Source organism: Steroidobacter sp., from assembly GCF_036402275.1.
In the GTDB taxonomy this organism is placed as follows: Bacteria; Pseudomonadota; Gammaproteobacteria; order Steroidobacterales; family Steroidobacteraceae; genus Steroidobacter.
The window spans coordinates 1-19,323 of sequence record NZ_DASWTF010000047.1 but is presented as its reverse complement, the minus strand read 5'-3'; the positions used below and the strand labels follow the sequence as shown (position 1 = coordinate 19,323).

Below are 19,323 nucleotides of genomic sequence, written 5' to 3'. Positions count from 1 at the left end.
ACCCCACGGCTCATGTGACATCCCTCACACCGGATCCAGCGGCTTTATGACTTAATACCGCCGCTAGCCGGCCGCCTTCTCGGTCGCATCGGGTCCAAGCGAGACAGCTCACGTGCGCGTTTACACCACTGGCGTGTTCGACATCCTCCATCGCGGGCACCTCAACATCCTGACCCAGGCGGCGGCCTTGGGCGAGCTGACGGTCGGGATCATGAGCGACCAGGGCGTCGAGGAGACCAAGGGGGCCCGTCCCATCCTCACCCTCGAGGAGCGCGATGCACAGATCCGGTCGTTGCCATTCGTCGCCGAGGTCATCCATTACACCGATGTCGACCAGCGCCCCAACTACGCGGCGCTGCGACCCGACATCGTCGTGCAAGGCGACGACTGGTTGTTTTCGGCGGATCGCACGCCGGCCCTGAATTTTCTGCGCGACAACGGCATCCGACTGGTGCTGCTGCCGCGCACGCAAGGAATCTCCACGACTGAGATTCGCAAACGCGTCGAGCGCTCGCGCCGGCGCGACGAACACTTCCTGCGCGATCGGCTGCGCATGGTGCCGATCGAGGAACTCAAGCGCTACGAGGCGCACGACGAAGCCAAGGTCGAGCGGCTGCTCGCCAAGATCCGCGCCGATCGCACGTTCTTCAATCCGATCTCGGTGGTGCGCGAGATGATCGTCATCGACGGCGCCAATCGCCTCGAGGCGTTGCGACGACTCGGAGCCAAAGCCGCGCCCTGCGTCGTCTACGACTACTCCGAAGTCGATCTGCTCGGCAACGTGCACTTCGTCAACAACGGGACCGTCACACGGCTGTCGGAGTTCGCGCGCGAGGTCGGCGAACCGATCGAGTTCCCGCGTCGCAGCCCCGACGACATTCGTGCTGCCGCCGCGAGCGGCAAGCTCATCCCCAACGGCGAAACGTTTCATCGCGTGCCGCAAAGCGTGATCCGCCTGCCGATTCCGCTGGCAAGTCTGATGTCCGGCGAGCTGTTCGATTTGACCGCATACCTCGAGAACAGCATTTCGAGCGGTCAGATCCGCTTCTATGCGTCCGGCGTGTACGTGTGCGACGAATGGCACGGCGTGAACGGTTCTTCGAGCAGCCACCCAGCATGAGCACACAAACCGCCTCGGCGTTCTGGAAAGCGCAGACGGAATATCCTTTCGCGTTCACGCGCAAGCGTCGTATCCACGAGCTCAACTATCTCGTGCCGCGGCTGGCGAAGGTTTCCGGCAAGCGGCTGCTCGACCTGGGCTGTGGCGACGGCTCGTTGCTCGAGTGTCTGCTGCGCCTCACGGACTTCGAGGAATTCTACGGTTACGACATCGCGGCCGATCTGCTGCGAGATATAGATCCGCGAGTGCGCACGGCTGTGTTCGACATCGCTCAGCCAGGCGACTTGCCGCAGGTCGACGCCGCCATCGTCGCGGGCGTCATTCAGTATGTTTTCGACGATTCGGTGGTCGACGCTCTGTTCGCGCGCCTGACGGCGCCTATCGTATGGGTGCGCTCGACCTGCACGCTGCAATCGCAGGCTGAACGGGTGGTCAAGGACGGCTACGCCTCCAACTACCGCACTCTGCCGGAAACCATCGCGCTGCTGTCGCGGCATCACCAGGTCACGGCGGTCGATCGCATCTACCCTGACGAGCTGGAGTCGGCGTTCGGCACCAAACAATTCTATTTCGAGGCGCGGCGGCGAACATGACACGCTCGTCGGATGGATCCGCGACTTACTGGCTGATCGGACTGTGGCTGCTCGCGCACGCCGCGCCAGCGGCTGCATACATCGACCCCGGCACCGGCAGCGCGCTCTTCTACGTCGTTTCCGGCCTCGTCGTATCCGTTTACTTCGGCGTGCGCGGGCTCTATTACCGCGTGCTCGAAGCGATCTTTCGCATCCGTCACAAGGATCAGCGCTGCGATCTCGCCATCCACTGCGAGGATCCACGTTACGAAATTACTTTTCTGCCGGTGCTGAAGGAGCTGGTCGCACGCGGCGTCGAACCGACGTTCTTCACGATGTACGAACGAGACGACTCGTACGAGCCGTTGCCCCCGAAGGTCACGCACCGGGCCATCGCGCCGGGCATGGTGGGCTACGCGTATTTGAACAACATCGAAGCCAACATGCTCGTCACCACCACGCCGCAGCTCGATGTGATGACGTTCCGTCGCTCGCCCCGGGTGAAACATTATTCGATTCTGCAGCACGCGCTGGGCGAATCGCGCTATGTGCGGCCGTACGCCTATGACTTTTTCGACTCGGTCCTGTGTTGCGGCGAGATTCTCGAAGCCAACATCCGGAAGATCGAAGGCATTCGAGGCTTACCCGCCAAACAGCTCTACCACACGGGCATACCGCACTATGAAGAATTGCTGAAGAACCGCCACGCAGCGCCGCCGCCCAGCGGTGAAACGGTTGTGCTGGTGGCGCCGAGTTGGGGACCGTTCAGCATGTTCGAGTCGTTCGGCGTGGATTTCATCGCCGCGATCGCCCGGCAGTATCGCGTCATCGTCCGCCCCCATCCGCAGATGAAGGTCTCTCAGCCCGAGCTGTACGCCAAAGTTTTAGCGGTGAGCGGCGTGCAGGTCGATACCTCGCGCACGCCGGCCGAGTCGATGTCCAAAGCCCATGTGCTGTTGAGCGACATCTCCGGCATCGCTCACGAGTTTGCCTTCATCTACGAGCGCCCCGTGTTGATCATCGACCAGCGGCGCATCGTCGGAGGTCTCGAGGGCGATCTGCTCGGCGGCGATAGTGAGTTGAAGGAGCGCTGCCGCGAGTTCATCGTGCCAGTGCCGCCGTCCGAGATAAACAATATCGCGGCTCACATCGGCCAGGCGCTCGTCAATCATTCGCCGGCGCGACTGACCGAGGTGCGCGCTCAGCTCATTTATAACTTCGGCACGGCGAGCCGGGTAGCCGCGGAACAGATCTCGGAGATTCTGGTCCGCGAGCGCGCGAGTGCCTCGCCTAAAAAAGCGCGCGTCGGCTTCTCCGGAACGCCGGCTGGACTGGGCTCGCAAGGAGCGGCCTGATGCTGGAAGTGCTCGATCAGATCTTCCTGCAGCCGCTGATGCTGATCTATTCGTACGCCTGGTTCAGCGACCAGGCGGGCCCGCAGCTCGTCATCTTCAGTGTGCTGCTCAACGTGGCGCTGCTGCCGCTCTACTATCAGATGGAGCAGCGTTCCAAGGCAGCTCGCGCCATCAGACAGCGAGTGGCCAGCGAAGTGGCGCGAATGAAACGTCACTTCCGCGGTCGCGAGCGGTACTTCTACATCAGGACGGTGTACCGCCATTATCGCTATCACCCGATTTCCGAAGTGCTCGGCTCGGCCGACTTGTTCGTTCAGATCGTGGTGTTCGTCACGGTGTATCGCTTTCTTTCCGGCCTGGAAGTGCTGGTCGGCGCGCCGTTCGGCCCGATCGCCGATCTGAGCCGTCCGGACGGGCTGCTCGGCGGCGTAAACGTGCTGCCGTTGTTGATGACGGCGATCAATGCAGCGTCGGTTTATTACTACGTCGAAGATCGCGGCAAACGTCTGCAAGCCTGGTTGCTGGCGACCCTCTTCCTGGTGTTGCTGTACCAGAGCGCCGCCGCACTCACGCTGTACTGGACGTTGAACAATTTGTTCTCACTGGTCCGCAACGTGGTGCAACGAAAGCTCGCGGGTCGCAGTCTGCAATCGTTGCTACCCTTCGAACGGCTCGCCGCGCAGCGCTGACATGATGTACCTGCCTTACTTTGCGCTCGCTGCGTTGACGTTGCTCCTGGCGTTTCGCGTTCTCAGCTCGCCTCGCTTGCGCATACCGGACGCGCTGCGCATAGCGCTGGGCATGCTAGCCATCTACGCCGTTCTCACCGCCGCCCTCTGGTACGACTTCAAACCGGAGGTGCTGCTTGGCGTTGCCGTCGCGGCGGCGATCGGCACCATAGGGATGTATGGAGAGGGGCTGGTGCGCCTCACAGACGCTTTAGGACGGCTGCGCCTGCCGCTTTACCTGCTGTCGGTAGCACTGGTGTCGGGATTGATCCTGCTGGTCGTGCCGATCACGACGTTCCTCACGTCGCCGGGAGAGTTGGATCTGCATCTCGGCTATCTGGTCTCGGTCAATGCCCGCGACGCCATGCTGATCGTCTATGTCGCCGGCATGCTCTACATGTTGGCGTTCACTGCGCGAATGCGGACATTGCTCACCGTGCTCGCCCTCAGCGCGGTCATACTGACGATTATTTATACCTACGCGGCCCCGCTGGGTTATCCCGCGATGACGGGGCTGACGCTGGAGCAGGTTCCGCAGTCGGCAGCCACGATCCGCTGGCGAGCGCTGTTCGACGGCGCACTCGTTCTGATCGTCACGCCGGCGTTGTGCTGGGCGCTGCTGCGCTTCAAGGCGCGCCCCTTCCTCATCGGCATCGTGCTGGTCAATATCTCTCTGGCTCTCGTCGTTGCGTCGAGGATAACCGCAGACCGCGTCGGTGAAGCTGGCGGCTCTCGAGGCGGTCTGGTCGCGTCGGAGCGTCCGTTACAGTTTTCGCAAACTCAGCCCAACGTGTTGATCGTGTTTCTGGATCGGTTCATGGGCTCGTTCGTCGAGTCCATCCTGCAGGACCACCCCGATCTGCGCGAGCGGCTCAGCGGGTTCACCTGGTATCCGCGCACCATCGCCGCGGGCTACAACTCCATCGCCGGCGTACATCCGATGCTGGGCGGCTACGATTACACGCCTCTGGAGATGAACGCGCGGCATCAGTCGCTCAGCAAGCTATCCGCCGAAGCATTCTCGATCCTGCCTCACAACTTCGCCCAGCACGGCTATCGAGTAAACATGGTCGGGCCGCGCGGCATGGGATTCACTCTGGAAGGCGATTGCCGCTCGCTGCAGATCGAGGGCGTGACGTGCAGCCACGTCCCGATGTCGGCGGTCAAATCGCGCGCCGAGCAGATGGGCTTCGCACTGAACGACCTGGCGATGGCCAACTATGCGGATCTACTCGTCCTGCTCGGCTCGATGCGCAGTGCGCCGTATGCATTGAAGGCCGTTCTGTACAAGCGAGGCCCGTGGCGGCCGTTCATGGATCAATCGGCGGCGACGACATTCAGAGAGTGGGCGCAGTTGCAAGGGTTCGCGGAGATGTCGGCTACAACCGCGACCGAGTCCAACTTCAACTTCATCTCCAATCTGCTGCCGCACCAACCTGTGTACATGGGCGAAGATTGCCGGCCGCGACGCGAGCCATATGAAGTATCGAAGGAAGAAGTGCAGCGTCGTGGCCATAACCACCTGCTTTCCCTGCAGCACTATGTAGCGGCCCGGTGCTCGTTGCTGGCCGTTGCAGATTATCTGGATTTCCTGAAGCGCTCCGGCGTCTACGACAACACCAAGATTGTCATCGTCTCCGACCATGGCATCGCCCAAGTCGTGCAGGACCGCTCGTCGCGCGCCATCGCCGGGGGCACCACGGCCAACAAATTCGTCGGCAGCCGCTCGGTGCTGCTGGTCAAAGAACGCAGCGCAAACGGCGCTCTCCAGGTATCCGAAACATTCACGCCCAACGCCGAAGTGCCTCGCATCGTCTGCGAGGAAATCGGCGGCTGCGTGAATCCATACCTCAACGACAAGCCCATCGTCACGGCCGGCCGCGACGATCCGTTCTACGTCTCCATCGTGCCATGGCAATTCACCGCGCAGAAGCCGGAAGCGTTCGTGATCGAGACTCAGTACGTCCTGAAGGGCAAAGATCCTTTCGACGCGAAGGGCTGGTCGTCGCTGGAGTGAGCGCCGAGCTCGTTGCGACCAGCCAGCAGCCGCGCTGGCGACAAAAACATGAAGACTGCCAGGTGTAACTGACGCAATTCCAACTCACCGCGGCTTCGATTTGGATCGATATCGCGTCCCCTCCGGGGTCCAGAAGACAAGCCCGGAATCCGATATCTCGAGATGAGTGGACAGGCCGCGGGATTCGAGCTCCTGGCGCAGGCCGTCGAAGCCCGTGGAGCTTTTCGAGATGTATCCCTCGAGCAGAACGTCACCGTAGTGTTTCTCCGTGTTCGAGCGCGCGACCGTGACGATGTCGCCGACCTTCCCTCCGAGAGACCAGACGTGAACATCCTGGTCCATCGCGAATGTCTTGATTCTCCAGGCGCCGCTGTCTGACTGGAAGAATTGTACGGTGTCGAACGCCTCGTCGCTCGCGGGCTGTTCCGTGTTACCGGAGTAGCTGCTCTGAATTGTTAGAAAGAAAATGACGAGGGTCCGATTCGTGGCCTCCAGCATCTCAGGCATCCTCTTCGAGAGCATCGCCCCAGATGGCGATGGTCACGCTGAAAGATTCGGGATCGGACGCCTCGATAGTGATGGCGTTGGGTACGAAGCTCTTGCCCTGGTATTGAGGCGTGGCGCGGTAGCTGGAAATCTTGCCTTCGGCGGCGAGCGGAAAAACGATGTTCTGGTCGGTCTCGGCTTTTTTCTCTGCGACCCAGGACGGCACCAGCACCCAGTTCGGAGGAACATCTTCGCCGCCAAACTCCGCCGGCAGCAACAGCATCTTCTGCAACTCGCCCGAGCGCGCCAATGCCTGCGCCTTCTCGGGAGAATCCACCGACCGGAAATCAGGACCGTTGCTTGGCGCAGAGTCCTTCTTGAACCAACCGAACATCCTTCACCTCTTGATCATGGCCGGTCGCGCACAGTGTCAGGGCTGGGCAAGAATAATCGACCAAGCGCACGCCACCAAGAGCATCCTCCCTGTGGAACAGCCTCCAGCACACACTCCAGCTGGAGCGCCGAATGTTAAATCGATTTCCGAACATGCCCCTGAAGCCACGACGCAAGGTGCGTTTCCACGTCGCTCGGCAATTGAGCTCAGCGCGGCCGCTGACGATTGGTGGAGACGAAGGTTTGATGGACCTCGCCGTGCATCACTCTTTCCTTGTATTTGCCGCCCGTATATTCCAACAGGATCGCACGCCAGAAACTCACGGCGGTCTTGTTGTGTACGAACTCCGTGATCTCCCAGCTTCCGGCGAAGCGATTGAAGATCAGCTGAGCCGCATCGCGCCCGATGCCCAGGCGGCGTGACCTGGCGGCGATGAAAAACTCGGCCATGCGGAAATCGATCAGATCGCGGCGGTTGCGCGGCGGGCGGCTCACCAGTGCGAAGCCGGCGGGCTGCTCGTTCTTGAGAATAATGAGGGGATACGAGCTGTCGTCGGCGAACCACCGCGCCATGAGCTCGGTCTGCACCTCGCCGGTGGCCGGAAAGATGCCGGTGTTCATGCTCGTTTGCGACAGGTCTTCCAGGTACGCCGGGTATTGAGCCTGGATCCATTGACGGTCGCGCGGAGAATTCAATGCATCGCGAATGCTGACGGGCACGGGTTGCTGGCGATTCCCTTGCCACCTCCGACTTGAATCGAGGCCGACAGCGGCGCTGCCGGGAGCGATTACTTATCCGTGACTACGTTACTGCAAAAATCGGCGGCGACGATATCGGTGATCTCCGCTTGCGAGGCCGCAGTGAACCCCTTAAAGCAACCGGGCGGGATGAACCCGCCCGGTGCTGGTGGGAACAGACTTGAATCTGCCCCCAAACTCGCCAAGCTCGATTACTGAGCCGGGGGCGGAGTGGTCTCGCCAGCCGGCGGCGTGGCAGGAGCAGTGGCAGCGTCGGCAGCGGCTTCGCCAGCGGCGGCAGCAGCGTCACCAGCGGCAGCGGCCGCGTCGGTGGCAGCTTCGCCAGCGGAGGCAGCGGCGTCGCCAGCAGCAGCGGCGGCGTCGGTGGCTTCAGCAGCCGATTCCTGAGCGGCTTCGGCCGGAGCCTCTTCCTTCTTGGCGCAAGCAGCGAGCGACAGCGACAGGGCCAACGCAGCGAGGATCATTTTGATGTTCATGTGAACGATCACCCCAATGTGATGATGTAGGTTGATGGACAGCAACAGTCTGGTAGCGCATGCCACCATTCCTTTGCAGCGGCGGCAGTCTAAGATGTTTCACCTACGTTTGAAACAGTCACTCGTCATGCCAAGTGCAACGTCGCTGCGTGAAGACATGTCACGAACTCACATGAAAACCAGTAGCGCGCGCGCGATCGCGTCGATGTCATTGATCTGTCTCGCGCTCGGCGGTTGCAGCTCGACGCCGCAACGAGTCGTTGACGAAATAGTGACATCGTGGCGCGAGCATCGCACGCTGCCCAACATTGACGAAACGTTGACAATTGAATCTGCATATCGCGTGCAGACGCGCAGCGTGCGCGCAAAACTGCAGGACACACGCCCCGCGGGATTCAAAGCAGGACTTACATCGCCGCCTGCGCAAGCACGCTTCAAAACCAACGACGCGGTCGCAGGTGTGTTGTTCAAAGAGGGCGCGTTGCGATCTGCAGACACTGTGAGTCTGCGCGAGCTGCGCGGACTTCACATCGAAGTGGAGATGGCGATGCGCATCAGCGCTCCAATCGAAAAGCCGCTTGCCGACGTCACAGCTTTGCGCGCTCACATCGACGGCGTCGCGCCGGCGATCGAGCTTCCCAATCTCGACTATTCGCAGCCGCAGACGCTCGACGCCATCGACATCGTCGCCACCAACGTCGCGGCGGCGAAATACATCGTCGGCGAATTCATCCCGCCGCAGCAGCGCGATCCGAACGCCGTCGACATCCGGCTCGCCTGCAACGACAAAGAAATGTTCACTGGCAAGGGCAGCGACTCGCTCGGCGATCAATGGCGCGCGGCGCTGTTTCTGGTGAACAAGATGCTGGAGCAAGGATGGAAAATCGAGCGTGGGCAAATTCTGCTCACCGGCGCGCTCGGGCGCATGCTGCCCGCCACGACAGGCCGTTGCGTCGCCAGCTACTATGCGAACGATGCGACCAAGGAGATCCCCTGGGCCACGCTGGAAATCAACGTGACCGAATAGTCCTACGCACTGAGTCCACGACGACTCGCTCGGAACGACGCTCATGAACGCTCAATCGAACGCTTCGCTGCAAACCCTGTACGCCGCGCACCTGGAAATCCAGCGCCGCCACACCGACGAGGCGCTGTCAGTCACCGGCTTCGACGCGCTCGCCATCTATGCAGGCGGGCTGCACATGCAGTTTCTCGACGACCAGCCCTACCCGTTCAAACCCAATCCGCACTTTCGATTGTGGACGCCGCTCGCGGAGGCCGCCGATTGCTGGATCGTCTATCGGCCGGGTCAGCGCCTGCAGCTGATCTTTCTGCAGCCGGTGGACTATTGGTACAAGCCGCCCGAGATGCCAAACGATTTCTGGACCAGCGCGTTCGAGATCAAAGTCATTCGCGAAGCGTCCGAAGCGAAGGCCCACATCGCCGGGCTCACGCGCTGCGCGTTCGTCGGCGAGTGGCGAGAAGAATTTACCGATTGGGGATTCACTGGGCGCAATCCTGAAGCGCTGCTGCATCGATTGCATTACGTGCGCGCGTTCAAGACGGAATATGAGCTGGAGTGCATGCGTCGCGCTTCACTGATGGGAGCGCGCGCTCACAAAGCCGCCGAGGCCGCGTTTCGGCGCGGGGCGTCCGAGTATGAAATTCAGATGGCATATGTGAGTGCGTCCGGGCAGACCGAGAACGAGCTGCCCTATCCCAACATCGTCGCGCTCAACGCCAACTCTGCCGTCCTGCATTATCAGAATCAGGAGCGCTCTCCTCCCGCAAACGTTCGCTCCTTCTTGATCGATGCCGGTGCGCAGGTTCACGGCTACGCGGCCGACATCACGCGAACCTACTCACGTGAGAACGACGAGTTCGCGGCAATGATCAAGGCGATGGACGAGCAGCAGCAGCAACTGTGCTCGGAAGTGCGCGCCGGCGTCGACTACGCCGACATTCATCTCAGCGCACATCGTCGCATCGCCAAGATTCTGCGCGTCTTCAACGTCATCACGGCTTCGCCCGATGAAGCGTTGAGCAGTGGCTTGAGCAGCGTGTTCTTTCCGCATGGCATCGGGCACTTGATTGGCTTGCAAGTCCACGACGTCGCGGGCTTCAGCGTCACGCCGGACGGCAAACAGAAAGCGCGGCCGCAGGGACATCCTTACTTGCGCTTGACTCGCACGCTGGAGCCTGGCTTCGTGGTGACGATCGAGCCCGGTTTGTATTTCATCGACCAGCTGTTGGACAAGGCGCGCACCTCGCCTCTGGGCAAGCAGATCAACTGGCAGCAGGTCGAGCGATTCAAACCGTACGGCGGCGTTCGCATCGAAGACGACGTGGTGTGCACGACCGGCACGCCGGAGAACCTGACGCGGCCGGCGTTCGCTAACGTGAAGTAGGATTGCCGCCGCGTCCAGCGCGGCGGCGAGAGCTAGTCTTCAGCGCTGCTGCTGTCTCAGCAGATCGCGAATTTCTTCCAGCAACACTTCCTGGCGGGGCGGCGCGGGAGGCGCGGCCGGTTTGGCTTCTTCAGCGCGACGCAGCCGGTTGATGAGCTTCACCAGCAAGAAAATGGCGAACGCCACGATCATGAAATCGAACGTCGCTTGCAGGAACACGCCGTAGCGGATGGTCACTGGCTCCGCTCCGTCCTGGATGGCCGGCAAAGTGACCGCGAGCTTGGTGAAGTCCACGCCGCCGATGAGATAACCGAGCGGCGGGGTCACCACGTCGCTGACCAGCGAGCTCACGATCTTGCCGAAGGCGGCGCCGATGATGATACCGACCGCCATGTCCACCACGTTGCCCTTGACGGCGAATTCCCGAAATTCCTTGACGAAGCTCATTAGCCACCTCGGTTGGAGTTGTTAGCGCAACGCGACGATACGCCAACTGAAGTGACAAATGTAATGCGGATCTCAGGTCAGTCGGTTGATGCCGTTATAGGCCGCGACCCGATACGCCTCGGCCATGGTCGGATAGTTGAACGTGGTCTGCGTGAAATAGCGGATATCGTTGTTCGCGCTCGCCATCACCGTCTGGCCGATGTGCACGATCTCCGAGGCGTTGTCGCCGAAGCAGTGCACGCCCAGCACCTGCATGGTCTCGGCATGGAAGATGATCTTCAGCATGCCGACGCGTTCGTCCGTCATCTGCGCGCGCGCCAGATTCTTGAACGAGCAGTGACCGACTTCATACGGCACCTTCGCTTCCTGCAGCTCGCGCTCGTTGCGGCCGATGGAGGAAATCTCCGGGATCGTGTAAATGCCGCTCGGGATGGTCGCGGTGCTGTGAGGCGCGATGTTCGGATCGAGCATATGTAACACCGCGTGCGAGCCCTGCACATAGGCGGCGCTGGCGAGCGCCGGCGGGCCCACGATATCGCCCACCGCGTATACATGCGGGACGGCCGTCTGGTAATGCTGGTTAACTTCGATCTGGCCGCGGCTGTTGGCCTTGAGGCCGACGCGCTCCAGGTGCAGCTTGTCCGAGTTGCCGGTGCGGCCGTTGGCCCATAGCAGCAGGTCCGATTTGATTTTGCGGCCCGACTCGAGATGCAGCACCACGTCGCGCTCGCGCGCCTCCAGTGCCTTGAATTGCTCGTTGTGACGAATCACGCAGCCCTGCTCGCGCAGGTGATATGACAAAGCCTCGGCGATTTCATCATCGAGAAACGACAGCAGGCGGTGTTGAGTATTGACCAGCGTCACCTTCGCGCCTAAGTTGATGAAGATCGAGGCGTACTCACAACCAATAACACCCGCGCCATAGATGGTCACGGAGAACGGATGCTCGGCGTAGCGCAGGATGGAATCGCTGTCTCGAATCCGATCGTGGGTAAAGTCCAGTTCCGGTGGATGGTACGGGCGCGAGCCCGCCGCGATGACGATGTGCTTGCCGGACAACCGCGTCGGTTTGCCGACCGGCGGCTGCACTTCCACCGTGTTCGCATCCACGAAGCTCGCCTCGCCGAAGAACACGGGGACACGATTGCGTTCATAAAAGCGCCGCCGGCTGGCCACCTGCGCCTCAATCACTTTGTTCGCGGACGCCAGCAGTTGCGGGTAAGTCAGGCGCGAGGCGTCGTGAAACTCACGGAGCAAGGGATTTCGCCGCAAGTCATGCAGGATCTTCACCGCGTGGCGGAGGGCTTTGCTGGGAATCGTGCCCCAATGCGTGCAGCCTCCGCCCACCTCGACGTAACGCTCGACGATGGCGACGCTGCGGTGATTCTTGGCGGCGGTGAGCGCTGCCCCCTCGCCGGCGGGGCCACTGCCGATGACCACGACATCAAATTGTTCGGTCGCCATGCTCGCTACCAGACTCTGATTCAGACATTCGAGCCGTGCATCATCCCTGACTCGTTGTCATGGAACAACAGCCCAGTGCTGCAGATCGCAACTAGTTCTGCCGGGGCTCGGGACTAGCCCGGACTGCATGGCGCAATCTCCGAATATGCCGCCCGCAACGGTCATGTTTGAATCATTTTGGTGCCTTTGCAGGCGTTGCTTTTATGCGAAATCACTTTCGCTGGCGCTCTGAACTCAGTACGCTTCACGTGCTGGGCTATCAGCTGCGGGCTTTGCAGCCCCGCCATGACAAGTTCTTAATCTGGCTCTAAGCATCTGGATCTAAACAAGGGGGATCCATGAAAGATCGAAGTGTGCTGCTGCGCCGAGCGGTAGTAGGTGCATTGGCTTTGATAACAGTGCCGGCGTTCGGGCAGGAAGCCTCCGAGCAACAAGACACGCGCACTATCGACACCATCATCGTCACTGCTCAGAAGCGCGAGCAAAGCCTGCAGGACGTGCCGATCGTCGTGACGGCCGTGTCCGAGCAGCTGTTGCAAGATACCGGCGTCAAGGACATCAAAGACCTCACCATCCTCACGCCCGGCTTGCTGGTGACATCCACCTCCAACGAGTCGGTCACCACCGCCCGTATCCGCGGCATCGGTACCGTCGGCGACAACGCCGGCCTGGAATCGTCCGTCGGCGTCGTCATCGACGGCGTCTACCGGCCGCGCAACGGCGTGGGCTTCGGCGACCTCGGCGAGTTGGAGCGCATCGAGGTGCTCAAAGGTCCGCAAGGCACGCTGTTCGGCAAGAACACCTCTGCGGGCGTCATCAACGTCGTCACCAAACGTCCGTCGTTCGACTTCGGCGCCGACGTGGAGCTCACCGCGGGCGACTACGGCGCGATGGAAGGCGCCGCCTCCGTGAACGTGCCCTTCTCCGACGCGGTCGCGGGACGCTTGTATATCGCTTCGCGCGAGCGCGACGGCTTCCTCGACGTCGTGCGTGGCCCCGGTCCTCGCACCGAAGACGAAGATGTCGACCGCAAGTTCAAGACCGCGCGCGGCCAGTTGCTGATCAAGCCCAGCGACTCGCTGGATATCCGCCTGACCGCCGACTACACCGATCGCGACGAGAACTGCTGCGCGGCTCCGCAAGTCGTGCTGACGCCGACCACCGGCGTGTTGCAGGTCCTGAACACGCTGGTGCCCGGCTCGTTCCGCAATCCTGTCGATCCGTTCGATCGGGTCGCGTATTCCAACCGCTCGACCAAACAGGAAGTCGAGGAAAAGGGCGGATCCATGGAGATCAATTGGGATCTCGAAGCGCTCGGCGGCGCGACCGTCACCTCGATCTCGGCCTGGCGCGATTGGGAAACCATCAACGGTCAGGACGCCGACTTCACCACGGTCGACATTCTGTATCGCGAGCCGAACGGCGACTTCAGCAACTCGTTCGAGCAGCTGTCGCAGGAATTCCGGCTCGCCGGCGAGAGCGAGAAGCTCAGCTGGCTGGTCGGTCTGTTCTATGCCGACGAGGATCTGGAGTCGCACGACCAGCTGATTCTGGGCAATCAGTTCCAGGCTTACTTCAACGGTCTGCTGGGTGGCGCGCTGAACGCGATCCCCGCCCCGATACGGGCGCTGATGTATCCGGGCGGCGGCGCGACGCGTGACGTTTATGAGCAGGAGTCCAAGAGCTGGGCGCTGTTCACCAACAACAGCATCCGCTTCACCGACGCGCTGGAGTTGACTCTGGGCCTGCGCTACACGGACGAGTCCAAGGACCTCGACTCGGATTATTCCAACGGGCACGGCGGCGTCGGTTGCGCGACCTTGCGCGGCATCCCAGGGTTCGTGAGCAACCCAAACGCCGCGACCATCTTCGGCATCGGCTGCAGCGTCACTTACGCCGATCCGATCTTCAACGACGTGGCGTTCTCGCAATCGCTCGACGAAGAGGAATGGAGCGGCACGGCCAAGATCGCCTACCGCTTCACCGACGATGTCATGTCGTACCTGTCGTATGCGAAGGGCTACAAGGCTGGCGGCTTCAACCTGTATCGCGAGCGCACCGGAAATTTCATTCTCAATCCAGGTACGCCGGGCGGTCCCGTGGTGGACACCGATACGAGCTTCGACAAGGAGACCGTCGATTCGTACGAGCTGGGTGTGAAGACACAGTGGGCCGACAACAGCCTGCTCCTGAATGGCGCGGTGTTCTACCAGGACTACACCGACTTCCAGCTCAACACCTTCACCGGTCTGCAGTTCATCGTCACTTCGCTGCCGCAGGTGGTGTCGCAGGGTGTGGATCTCGACTTCGTGTGGTACACGCCGCTCGAACAGCTGAGCTTCCAAGGTGGCGTTACGTACGCGGACACGACCATCGAGGACTTCGGCACGGCGATTGCCTTCTTCCGTCCGGAGCGAGAGGACGATCAGCTGTCGTTCGCGCCGGAGTGGTCGGGCAGCCTGTCGGCGACTTACGAACAGCCTATCGGTAACAATCTGCTCATCCGCGGCAACATTGGCGCGCGCTACACATCGGAGTACAACACCGGCTCCAACCTGGATCCTCGCAAGATGCAGGATGCGATGACGCTGGTGAACGCGCGGCTCGGCTTTGGCGCGGCGGATGAGAAGTGGATGGTCGAGGTGTGGTCGCTGAACGTGACGGACGAGGACTACTACCAGGTGATCTTCGACGCAACGCTGCAGGGATCTTCGGCCGGCGGCGCGGCTTCGACCAGCACTGTGAATGGCTTCCTCGGTGCGCCGAGAACCTACGGTGTGACTGCACGCTTCAAGTTCTAAACAACAGCAACGACTGACTCTCGCAGGAGTGAGGCGGCTCGGGAAACCGAGCCGCCTTTTCTTTTGCGCTACCATGCGCGCCATGAAACACCTGCTGCCGGCCATCCTCGCCCTGCTCTGCTTCGTCCAGCCCGCTCGCGCCGAATGGGTGGAGCGCGTCCAAGACGGGATCATGGGCACCCGCATCGTCGTGGAGCTGTGGGCCGCGGATAAGGCGCAGGGCAACGCCGCCATCGAGGCGGTGCTCGCGGAGATGCGCCGTGTCGATCAGGCGATGAGCACTTATAAGCCGACCAGCGAACTCTCCATCGTCAATGCTCGCGCCGCGCAGGAGCCGATCAAGATCTCCGCGGAGCTGTTCGATCTGCTGAATACTTCGCTCGAATATTCACGCATCACCGACGGCGCGTTCGATGTGACTTACGCGAGCGTCGGATACATGTATGACTTCCGGAAACACGTGCGGCCCGACGAGAAACAAATCGCCGCCGCGCTGCCGGGTATCAACTATCGGCACGTCGAGTTGGATCGCAAGAACAGCACCGTCCATTTCGCCCGACCCGGCGTGCGCGTCGATCTGGGCGGCATCGGCAAGGGTCATGCGGTGGATCGCGGCATCGCCGTGCTCCAGGCGCGAGGCATCGACCACGCACTAGTCACAGCGGGTGGCGACAGCCGAATCATCGGCGATCGCTTCGGCAAGCCGTGGGTCGTGGGTATTCGTCATCCCGATCGCAAGGACGAAGTGATCGCGCGTATTCCTCTCGAAGACGCAGCGCTCTCAACCTCGGGAGATTACGAACGTTACTTCGACGAGAACGGCGTCCGCTATCACCACATCATCGACCCCAAGACGGGTCACTCGGCGAGCAAGGTCAGAAGCGCGACAATTATTGGACCGACGGCAACGCGCACGGACGGGTTGTCGAAGACAGCCTTCGTGCTCGGTCCGGAAAAAGCCATTGAAATATACAACCGGCTCGACGACATCGACGCCGTGCTAGTCACGCCGGAAGGCAAGGTGCTGTACACCAAAGGCCTCGCTCCGCCCGACCAGACTCACTGAGCGGCGCTGCGTCGCTGTAAATCGCTGGGACTCAATCCACGTAGGCGACGTGTCCAGCGCGCCAGGTGAGTGGCGTGGGCGAAGCCCGTTTCCGCCGCTACTTCGCTGATGCGTCGACCGAGGCTCAGCAAAGCTGCCGCGCGTTCCACGCGACGTTCGATCACGAAACGATGAGCCGGCAGCCCCACCGAGCGTTTGAACAGGATCTTGAAGCTGGAGACGCTGGTTCCCGCGACAGCGGCGAGTTGAGCCAGGGACAGATCCTCACGACCGAGGTTGCTCTCCACGTAATCGACGATTCGTTTCAGCTGCGCCGGCGCGAAACGTCCGTTCTCGATCCGGCTGTTGTGCGCCGACGCGCCGAACTTTCGCAGCAGCACGATCGATAACGCGAGCCCGACGGTTTCCCGAAACAACAGGCCATTGGGTTCACCCGCGATCGCTTCCGCGTGCAGCGATCTTGCGAGCCATTCGATCTGCGTATCGCGTTCCTGGATCGCGATCCGAAAATCCAGCGACCGGTAGTCGAGATCCAGGTCTTGCGCCGCTCGTCGCATCAATCGGTGAGGCACGGCCAGCTTCAACATGCTCAACGGCGAATGCAGCGTCCAGCCAATGGCCGCACCGGCCGGCGCGAAGTTGATGCCGCCTGGACTGCGAAGATAACGCCGTCCGCGCTCGGGATTACTACACGTGCCCCATGCGGCCGGGCCGGTGTTCATCGACAGCCGATAAGTGTCCGTCGGCGGCGGCTCGCAAGGTCCCGCCATCAGGTGCGCGATCTCGACGGCATCGACCAGCAATGACGCTGCAGAGGTCTCGGGGGCGACAGAGGTCATGCGCCGAGTCTAGCGGCTGACGAGCACAATCCGTCAATGCTCGGGCCGAATAACCGAACGTGCGCGACCCGACTGCTTACGCGAGGAACAATCGTGGGCCTGCGACGGGAGTTTTTTTATGACGGACAGACGAGATTTTCTGACCTTGATGGCCGGCGCCACGGCCCTAGCGAGCACCGGCGCCCATGCCGCCGACATTCAGCCCGCCGACAAACAACGGGCCGCCGCAGGAATGCCCGCGTTCGTACGTCGAGGCTTACCGGGCCCATTTCACGCCGCGGTTCGATCGCTGCAGGGCGAATGGCTGGTCGATAAAGAGATTTATATCGCCATCGGCTCGCCGCAAGCTCCCGCGAAATCCAGCGGCATGGTGGCGCAACGCTTCTGGTTTGCCGGCGGTCGGCATCTGCACGACGTGACGCAGGGCGCGCTGGCAGGCTCGCCTTACTATCGGCTCGGAATTCTGGGCTTCAGCAACATCGACAGCCGTTACGAGTGGGTCACGTTCGACGCGCTCAACTCGAACATGATGTTGTATCGAAGCTCGCGACTGGACAAACCCGCCGCACGCCTCGATCTCGACGGCGCGTTCACCGATCAAGGGTTGTTGGGCGAGCAGTTCGCCGGCAAGGAAATTCCCATGCGCACGGCCATCGATATTCAGAACGACGACCGGCACGTCATCGAGCTGTATTTCACCCCGCCCGGACGCGGCGAGCAGCTGATCGACCGGTCCATCTACACGCGCATGTGACAATCCAGGAGCTCCGCATGCAACACATTGCGATTCTCAAACTGAAACCCACCGCCACCGAAGAAGACCAGGCGAAGCTGCGCCACGCCGAAGTCGCCAAGGTCTGGGAACTGCTGGTCGCCGATTCGGTGCGGGCAATTCATTTCTTTTCGGGCTCCGGCCGCGGCGCGGTGCTCAATATCGAAGCGCCAGATCGAGCGCAGGCCGACGCTCTGGTGCGTCAGTTGCCCATGGTCGCGGCCGGACTGCTGGACGTGGAGATCCTTACTTTGACGCCGTTCATCGGGCTGCAAGCGCTGTTCGCCGAACAGCGCTGATCGGGGACGTCGCTTGACCGATATCAGCCTCACTGCCATTGGAATCGTGCGCGCCAGACCAGGGCAGGAAGAAGAGCTTGGCCGGCGAATGGCAGCGCTGATCGCACCCACCGTCGCGGAACCCGGCTGCATCTCCTACGAGCTGTTCCGATCGACCGAAGATCCGGCGCTCTGGATGCTGCTCGAACAGTGGCGTTCGGCGGCCGATCTGGATGCTCACGTCGGCAGCCCGCACTTGCAGGCGTTTCTACGCAGCAAGGACGAAGTGATCGAGGGCTCGCCAGACAGTTATCGCTGGGTGCGGCACCAACCGCTAAATGAGGGGACCAAATAAAAAGGCCCTCTCTTTCGAGAGGGCCTTTGGTATCGGCAGCGCGCCGCGAACGGCGCGCTCGAATCACTTCTTCGCAGCAGCCTTCTTCTTGGCGCCGCCAGCCTTCTTCTTCGGCGTGGCAGTCTTCTTGGCGCTCTTCTTGGCGGCGGCAGCTTCGACCTTCTTGGCCTTGGCGGCGGCCTTGCTCTCGGCCTTGGCCTTCTTATCGGCCTTTTCCGCCTCGGTCTTCACGGCCTTCTTGCTCACGCGCTTCGAGCCCGCGGACTTCTTCTTGGAAGCGCCCTTCTTCTTCGGCGCGGCTTCTTCGCCCTCGGCGGCAGGAGCGGCTTCTTCAGCGGCCGGAGCCGGCTGATCGAGCAGCTGCATCAGCGCCATCGGCGCGGCGTCGCCCGGACGCGGGTCCATGCGCAGGATGCGGGTGTAGCCACCCGGACGCGCCTTGAAGCGAGGGCCGAGCGTCTCGAACAGCTTCACGACCACTTCGGCGTCGCGCAGCTGAGAGAAAGCACGGCGGCGGTTGGCATCGCTGTCGTCCTTGCCGAGCGTGATCAACGGCTCGACGACACGACGCAATTCCTTCGCCTTCGGCACGGTGGTGCGGATGGTCTCGTGACGGAGCAGCGAGGCTGCCATGTTACGCAGCATCGCCTGGCGATGCGGGGCGTTGCGGCTAAGCTGCCGGCCAGAAAGTTGGTGACGCATTTTTCTAAGTCCTTCAAACAGAAACCGGGGTCTCTTCGAGACCCCGGATTACTCATCTCAGATACTCGTCAGATCACATCGCGTTCGTCGTCGCGCTTCAGGCTGACCGGCGGCCAGTTGTCCAGACGCATGCCCAGCGACAGGCCATGGCTCTCGAGCACTTCCTTGATCTCGGTGAGCGACTTCTTGCCGAGGTTCGGCGTGCGCAGCAGCTCCACTTCGGTCCGCTGCACCAGGTCGCCGATGTAGTGGATGTTCTCGGCCTTCAAGCAGTTCGCGCTGCGA

Annotated in this window: 20 protein-coding genes and 1 pseudogene; 12 read left to right on the top strand and 9 right to left on the bottom strand. The window is 61.6% G+C overall.

The genetic code is table 11. The features are described from left to right. Positions 1–112 precede the first annotated feature (112 nt). Genes VGD45_RS26965 through VGD45_RS26945 form a run of 5 tightly spaced genes read left to right on the top strand, consistent with a single transcriptional unit; the run spans position 113 to position 5,792 of the window. Positions 113–1,120, top strand: a complete 1,008-nt coding sequence (locus tag VGD45_RS26965; protein WP_331158491.1) for an adenylyltransferase/cytidyltransferase family protein — start codon at positions 113–115, stop codon at positions 1,118–1,120. Further along, on the top strand, positions 1,117–1,713 hold the full coding sequence (locus VGD45_RS26960; RefSeq protein WP_331158490.1) for a class I SAM-dependent methyltransferase: 597 nt from the start codon (positions 1,117–1,119) through the stop codon (positions 1,711–1,713). Before VGD45_RS26965 ends, VGD45_RS26960 begins: the two co-directional genes overlap by 4 nt. Further along, entirely contained in the window at positions 1,710–3,047 is a 1,338-nt protein-coding gene (locus VGD45_RS26955) for a hypothetical protein (protein WP_331158489.1), read from the top strand. The genes VGD45_RS26960 and VGD45_RS26955 overlap by 4 nt, the downstream gene beginning before the upstream one ends. Further along, the gene (locus tag VGD45_RS26950) at positions 3,047–3,736 is read left to right on the top strand and encodes a YidC/Oxa1 family membrane protein insertase (RefSeq protein ID WP_331158488.1); all 690 of its coding nucleotides are present in this window, start codon (positions 3,047–3,049) and stop codon (positions 3,734–3,736) included. The genes VGD45_RS26955 and VGD45_RS26950 overlap by 1 nt, the downstream gene beginning before the upstream one ends. Position 3,737: 1 nt before the next feature. After that, complete coding sequence (locus VGD45_RS26945; RefSeq protein ID WP_331158487.1) at positions 3,738–5,792, top strand: sulfatase-like hydrolase/transferase; 2,055 nt, start codon at positions 3,738–3,740, stop codon at positions 5,790–5,792. Between the two features lie 84 nt (positions 5,793–5,876). On the opposite strand, the gene VGD45_RS26940 is transcribed toward VGD45_RS26945, so the two are convergent. The 4 genes from VGD45_RS26940 to VGD45_RS26925 form a co-directional block, all read right to left on the bottom strand. Beyond that, positions 5,877–6,290 (bottom strand): hypothetical protein, encoded by a 414-nt coding sequence (locus VGD45_RS26940; RefSeq protein ID WP_331158486.1) that lies wholly within the window; start codon positions 6,288–6,290, stop codon positions 5,877–5,879. Between the two features lies 1 nt (position 6,291). Continuing rightward, positions 6,292–6,672 (bottom strand): hypothetical protein, encoded by a 381-nt coding sequence (locus VGD45_RS26935; protein WP_331158485.1) that lies wholly within the window; start codon positions 6,670–6,672, stop codon positions 6,292–6,294. Positions 6,673–6,878: 206 nt separating this feature from the next. Continuing rightward, positions 6,879–7,391, bottom strand: a complete 513-nt coding sequence (locus VGD45_RS26930; RefSeq protein WP_331158484.1) for a GNAT family N-acetyltransferase — start codon at positions 7,389–7,391, stop codon at positions 6,879–6,881. A 230-nt stretch (positions 7,392–7,621) separates the two neighbouring features. After that, the gene (locus tag VGD45_RS26925) at positions 7,622–7,906 is read right to left on the bottom strand and encodes a hypothetical protein (protein ID WP_331158483.1); all 285 of its coding nucleotides are present in this window, start codon (positions 7,904–7,906) and stop codon (positions 7,622–7,624) included. A gap of 172 nt (positions 7,907–8,078) precedes the next feature. On the opposite strand from VGD45_RS26925, the gene VGD45_RS26920 reads away from it, so the two are divergent. Next, positions 8,079–8,933 (top strand): 2-keto-4-pentenoate hydratase, encoded by an 855-nt coding sequence (locus VGD45_RS26920; protein WP_331158482.1) that lies wholly within the window; start codon positions 8,079–8,081, stop codon positions 8,931–8,933. A gap of 43 nt (positions 8,934–8,976) precedes the next feature. Beyond that, complete coding sequence (gene pepQ / locus VGD45_RS26915; protein WP_331158481.1) at positions 8,977–10,314, top strand: Xaa-Pro dipeptidase; 1,338 nt, start codon at positions 8,977–8,979, stop codon at positions 10,312–10,314. Positions 10,315–10,353: 39 nt separating this feature from the next. Here the strand turns inward: pepQ and mscL are convergent, their stop codons facing one another. Together mscL and sthA are read right to left on the bottom strand one after the other, a co-directional pair. Next, the gene (gene mscL / locus VGD45_RS26910) at positions 10,354–10,761 is read right to left on the bottom strand and encodes a large-conductance mechanosensitive channel protein MscL (protein ID WP_331158480.1); all 408 of its coding nucleotides are present in this window, start codon (positions 10,759–10,761) and stop codon (positions 10,354–10,356) included. A 72-nt stretch (positions 10,762–10,833) separates the two neighbouring features. Continuing rightward, positions 10,834–12,225 carry a Si-specific NAD(P)(+) transhydrogenase gene (gene sthA, locus VGD45_RS26905; protein WP_331158479.1) on the bottom strand — a complete coding sequence of 464 codons (1,392 nt, stop codon included), beginning with the start codon at positions 12,223–12,225 and terminating at the stop codon, positions 10,834–10,836. 338 nt (positions 12,226–12,563) lie between these two features. On the opposite strand from sthA, the gene VGD45_RS26900 reads away from it, so the two are divergent. Next, entirely contained in the window at positions 12,564–15,026 is a 2,463-nt protein-coding gene (locus tag VGD45_RS26900; RefSeq protein ID WP_331158478.1) for a TonB-dependent receptor, read from the top strand. Positions 15,027–15,108: 82 nt separating this feature from the next. Next, a complete protein-coding gene (locus VGD45_RS26895; protein ID WP_331158477.1) occupies positions 15,109–16,092 on the top strand; it encodes an FAD:protein FMN transferase in 984 nt (327 codons plus the stop codon). Here the strand turns inward: VGD45_RS26895 and VGD45_RS26890 are convergent. Next, positions 16,086–16,931, bottom strand: coding sequence for an AraC family transcriptional regulator (locus tag VGD45_RS26890; RefSeq protein WP_331158476.1), 846 nt, complete (start codon positions 16,929–16,931; stop codon positions 16,086–16,088). The two genes, VGD45_RS26895 and VGD45_RS26890, sit on opposite strands and share 7 nt — an antisense overlap. Positions 16,932–17,049: 118 nt before the next feature. On the opposite strand from VGD45_RS26890, the gene VGD45_RS26885 reads away from it, so the two are divergent. From VGD45_RS26885 to VGD45_RS26875, 3 genes are read left to right on the top strand one after another with little or no spacing between them, the layout of a single operon-like run. Beyond that, positions 17,050–17,685, top strand: a complete 636-nt coding sequence (locus tag VGD45_RS26885) for a DUF1579 family protein (protein ID WP_331158475.1) — start codon at positions 17,050–17,052, stop codon at positions 17,683–17,685. Positions 17,686–17,702: 17 nt separating this feature from the next. Next, the gene (locus VGD45_RS26880) at positions 17,703–18,002 is read left to right on the top strand and encodes a hypothetical protein (RefSeq protein WP_331158474.1); all 300 of its coding nucleotides are present in this window, start codon (positions 17,703–17,705) and stop codon (positions 18,000–18,002) included. 13 nt (positions 18,003–18,015) lie between these two features. Continuing rightward, positions 18,016–18,336, top strand: coding sequence for a putative quinol monooxygenase (locus VGD45_RS26875; protein WP_331158473.1), 321 nt, complete (start codon positions 18,016–18,018; stop codon positions 18,334–18,336). 297 nt (positions 18,337–18,633) lie between these two features. On the opposite strand, the pseudogene rplQ reads toward VGD45_RS26875, so the two are convergent. Together rplQ and VGD45_RS26865 are read right to left on the bottom strand one after the other, a co-directional pair. Next, positions 18,634–19,038 (bottom strand): annotated as a pseudogene (gene rplQ, locus VGD45_RS26870) (50S ribosomal protein L17); the annotation flags it as partial. A gap of 68 nt (positions 19,039–19,106) precedes the next feature. Continuing rightward, positions 19,107–19,323 (bottom strand): DNA-directed RNA polymerase subunit alpha C-terminal domain-containing protein (locus VGD45_RS26865; RefSeq protein WP_331158472.1); only part of this gene is annotated, 217 nt, incomplete at its 5' end.